The sequence below is a fragment of the Acidovorax sp. HMWF029 genome, from assembly GCF_003060895.1.
GTDB lineage: Bacteria > Pseudomonadota > Gammaproteobacteria > Burkholderiales > Burkholderiaceae_C > Acidovorax.
The window spans coordinates 1-3542 of record NZ_QAIH01000164.1; the positions used below are offsets into that span (position 1 = coordinate 1).

Annotated in this window: 2 protein-coding genes and 1 pseudogene; 1 reads left to right on the top strand and 2 read right to left on the bottom strand. The window is 67.3% G+C overall.

All coding sequences use genetic code 11. The annotated features are described in order from the left end of the window. Both DBR12_RS11480 and DBR12_RS11485 read right to left on the bottom strand, forming a co-directional pair. Window positions 1-611, bottom strand: a pseudogene (locus DBR12_RS11480) (DUF2628 domain-containing protein); the annotation flags it as partial. A gap of 246 nt (window positions 612-857) precedes the next feature. Next, window positions 858-1874 (bottom strand): YcjF family protein, encoded by a 1017-nt coding sequence (locus DBR12_RS11485; RefSeq protein WP_108617367.1) that lies wholly within the window; start codon window positions 1872-1874, stop codon window positions 858-860. Window positions 1875-2203: 329 nt separating this feature from the next. Between DBR12_RS11485 and DBR12_RS11490 the strand changes: the two genes are divergently transcribed. Continuing rightward, the coding region (locus tag DBR12_RS11490; protein WP_108617368.1) for an AMP-binding protein at window positions 2204-3542 on the top strand (1339 nt) is incomplete at its 3' end.

Here is a 3542-nt window from a genome sequence, read left to right on the forward strand (position 1 = left end):
GCCACGGTCACGGCGGGCTCCAGCGCCAGGGGCTTGGTGTCTGAGGGGGACCAGGCCAGGTAGGCGATCAGAGCGGCCACGCCCAGCACGACGTTGGCCAGCACCACCATCTGCAGGCGTTTGCGGGAGCTGGCCTGCTTCTCCAGCAGCGCACAGGCCTCGGGCACGGTGCGCGAGGCGGCCAGCGCGCGGGCGATGCGCTTGCGGATGTCGGCGTACAAAATGGCGTTGCCATACAGCCCCGGCACCGCAAAGGCCAGCACCGCAAACGCGCCCAGCACGCCCAGCTCCACACCCGGTGGCCAGTTCAGAAAAGACCGGCCAATGCCAAACACGATCAGGGCCAGCCCTTCGGCTGCCGCCACATACACCAGGGCTGCGCCCCAAAGTTGGCGGAACACCATCCAGTTCAGCGTGGCCAGGCAGGCGGCCCAGTTCCAGGTGGTGGTTGTGCGGCCGGTGCTGTCAAAACGCTCGAAGACGGCCAGGTAATAGTCGGTGTTGACGGGCCCCAGCGCCAGGCGGGACAGCGCGGTCATGGCGTTGTCGGACGGGGAGTCGAGCGACATGGCCGGGATGATGGAGGCGACAGGGTCCGTGTGGTCGAGCATGGGCCGATTCTGTCATGTGGCGCCGCGCGCGCCACCCGGTTTGCTACAACGAACCGCGCTGTTGTAGCGCCGCCGCACAGGGCCCCGGTTCCAGGGGCTGCCCGGCGCAGGGCGGTGGGGACCTGGCCCTGGAGTATGTCGCCCGATTTAGCGGGAAACTATTGAAAAAACAGGCCGTCTCCGCGCATCTGGTAAAGGTTGTTTGCTATTAAAAATATAGTATAGAGGCTGCGCGCACTGCCCTGCTCAGCCGCCCCGCACCATGGCCATGACCTTGGCTGCGTCCAGCGTGGCGGCCTTCTGCTGGATCTGCGGCAGGTACTGCGACTGCATCTGCTTGGCGGGCCCCAGCAGGTTCTGGAAGGTGTCGCGCAGCATGGCCGTGCTCATCACGCGGCCCCCGGCGTAGTAGCGCTTGGCCACCTGGCCCAGTGCATAGGTGGTGGCAAACGAAAACGCCATGCCCGTGGCCGCACTGCCCAACCCGCCAATCGTGCGTCCCGCCGCCTTGCCCAGCAGGCCGCCCAGCAGCTTGCGGCCAAACTGTTCCAGGTACTGCGATGTCATGCCCACCCCGGCCGCGGCAATGAACTCCTTGATGTGGCCCTGGTCCAGCTCCACCCCGTGCGCCTTGCCAATGCCGTACACCATCTTCACTTGCAGCGGGATGATGGCCATGGACGCCCAGGACTGGGGCAGCAGCTCCAGCGCGCCGTTGAGCAGCGCGTAGTTGAGGATGGACTTGTCCAGCTCGGCATCGGCTGGGCTGGCTCCGGTGGTGGCTGAGGGAGCGCGCGGGGTGTCTACAGGGGCTGGTGCAGTGGCGGCATAGGCTGCAGCGCCCGCAGCCCCCCAGGGCGTGGCCGAGGGGGCGGATTTTTCCACCACATCCACCAGCGCATCGGCATCGTGCTCAAACGCCGCTGTCTGTTGCGCACCCAGCTGCAGTGCGGCCTTGAGCGTGGCCAGAAACTGCGCTTCCGCCGCCGTCTGCCGCCCATCCACATCACACACGCACACGGCCATTTCGTATGCCAGTTGGCGGTGGGCCGGGTCGTCCAGCGCAGTGGTGGCGGCCTGCACGCTGGTACGCTTGAGCAGCACATCCTGGTAGATGCGCGGCAGGTCGGCCATGCCGCTGTCGCCCGCCAGCGACTGGGCGATGCGGCGGATTTCCTCGCGCTCGGCATCGTCCTTGGTGCCGTCCGCAAAGGCGGCCAGCAAGGCAATGGTGAGGATGGATTTTTGCTGTTCGGAGTTCATGCGGTGTGGGCCAGGGGCCAAATGGAAGGAGCGATTCCACAGAGTGCGCAACGGCGGCACAGGGCTGCGGGGCTGGGTTTCAGATGCAGTCTAGGCCGCAAGCTTTCAACGCCACGGCGTGTGGGGAATTGCCGGAATCTGGTAACCCTCTGTATCGCGCTCCGTCTGCCGTTCGGGCCGATGCGGGTTTCTCCTTGCGTAGTTGATCGACTGTGCGGCGTTGCCGGGTTTGCATACAGTGGTTGCCTTGTTCCAAGAAGGAGACACGGGATGCGGCAGGCAGCGACAGGGATGGGGGCGGACCACCGCGCTCCGGCGAGGGGCACACCATGAACATCGCCCACCTGCTGCGCCGCAGTGTGCAGCTCTATCCCGACCAGCCCGCCGTGCTGCAGGGCGACCAGCTGCTGTTTACCTACCAGGCGCTGGGCGCCCGCACCGCCGCGCTGGCCGCCTGCCTGCACGAGCGCCATGGCGTGTTGCCCGGCGACCGCGTGGCCATCTACGCCGCCAATGCACCGGAATACCTGGAGGCGCTGCACGCTGTTCTGTGGGCGGGCGCCGTCTCCGTGCCCGTCAACTACAAGCTGCACGCCAAAGAGCTGGCCTATGTGCTGGCCGACTCGGGCGCGCGTGTGGTGCTGGTGTCAGAGGCCTTGTTTGCTGCTGCGCAAGAGGCCGGTGCCGACCCCGCCCACACGCTGGTGCTGGGCTCCGAGGCCTACCAGGCCGCCGTGTCGCACGCCCCCATGCCCGTGTGCGACCGCGCGCCGGACGACCTAGCCTCGCTGTTCTACACCTCGGGCACCACCGGCCGCCCCAAGGGCGTGATGCAGACCCACCGCAACCTGCTGGCCATGACGGCCTGCTACTTCACCGATGTGGACGACGTGCTGCCTAGCGACGCCATGGTCTACGCCGCGCCCATGTCGCACGGCGCGGGCCTGTACAACTACGCCCAGGTGCTGCGCGGCGGCCGGCATGTGGTGCCCCTGTCGGGCGGCTTCGAGCCTGCCGAGCTGGTGCAGCTGGCAGCATCGGTGGGCCAGCTCACGCTGTTTGCCGCGCCCACCATGGTCCACCGCCTTGTGGACCATGTGCGCGCCACGGGCGCCGACGTGTCGGGTTTCAAGACCATCGTCTACGGGGGCGGCCCCATGTACGCCGACGACCTGCGCAACGCCCTGGCCGTGATGGGCAACCGCTTTGTTCAGATCTACGGCCAGGGCGAAAGCCCCATGACCATCACCGCCCTGCAGCGCGCCCAGCTGGCCGACCGCGACCACCCGCGCTGGGCCGAGCGCATGGTGTCCGTCGGCGTGGCGCAGTCGCTGGTGGAAGTGCGCGTGGTCGATGCCACAGGCCAGCCAGTGCCCACCGGCGAAACCGGCGAGGTGGTGGTGCGCGGCGACACCGTGATGCCCGGTTACTGGAACAACCCCACCGCCACGGAGCAGACCCTGCAGGGCGGCTGGCTCTACACCGGCGATATGGGCGCGCTCGATGCCGATGGTTTTCTCACACTCAAGGACCGGTCCAAGGACGTGATCATCTCCGGTGGCAGCAACATCTACCCGCGCGAGGTGGAAGAGGTGCTGCTGCTCCATCCCCAGGTGCGCGAGGTGGCCGTGGTGGGGCAGCGGGATGTGGAATGGGGCGAGGTGGTGG

Coding starts and splice junctions, on each gene's coding strand:
- DBR12_RS11485 (WP_108617367.1), bottom strand. CDS start 1,874: ATGAACTCCGAACAGCAAAAATCCATCCTCACCATTGCCTTGCTGGCC.